Source organism: Methylophaga pinxianii (genome assembly GCF_020447225.1).
Taxonomy (GTDB): Bacteria; Pseudomonadota; Gammaproteobacteria; order Nitrosococcales; family Methylophagaceae; genus Methylophaga; species Methylophaga pinxianii.
The window spans coordinates 1-240 of sequence record NZ_JAJAEO010000014.1; the positions used below are offsets into that span (position 1 = coordinate 1).

Genomic DNA, 240 nt, shown 5'->3' on the forward strand with positions numbered 1-240 from the left:
TGGGTTTCCCACAATTTAACGGACACTTTTCATAAGCAAAAGGAAAAGTAGAAGATGAATCAAATGGGAACACGCAGAAAATACACCGATGAATTTAAAGCAGAGGCCATCAGGCTTGCGAGTCAACAGGACAGCTCGATTAAGGGAATAGCGGACGATCTGGGAATCAACTCTGGCATGCTGCGACGCTGGATAAAGACGGCCAATGGCGTGCCAAGCACTCAAAAAAATATGGCTGAC

General features: G+C 45.8%; 1 protein-coding gene. It reads left to right on the plus strand.

Annotation, left to right across the window (positions count from 1 at the left end):
- Window positions 1–63: 63 nt before the first annotated feature.
- Window positions 64–240: transposase (locus LGT40_RS00065; RefSeq protein ID WP_438861563.1), on the plus strand; the 177-nt coding region annotated here is incomplete at its 3' end.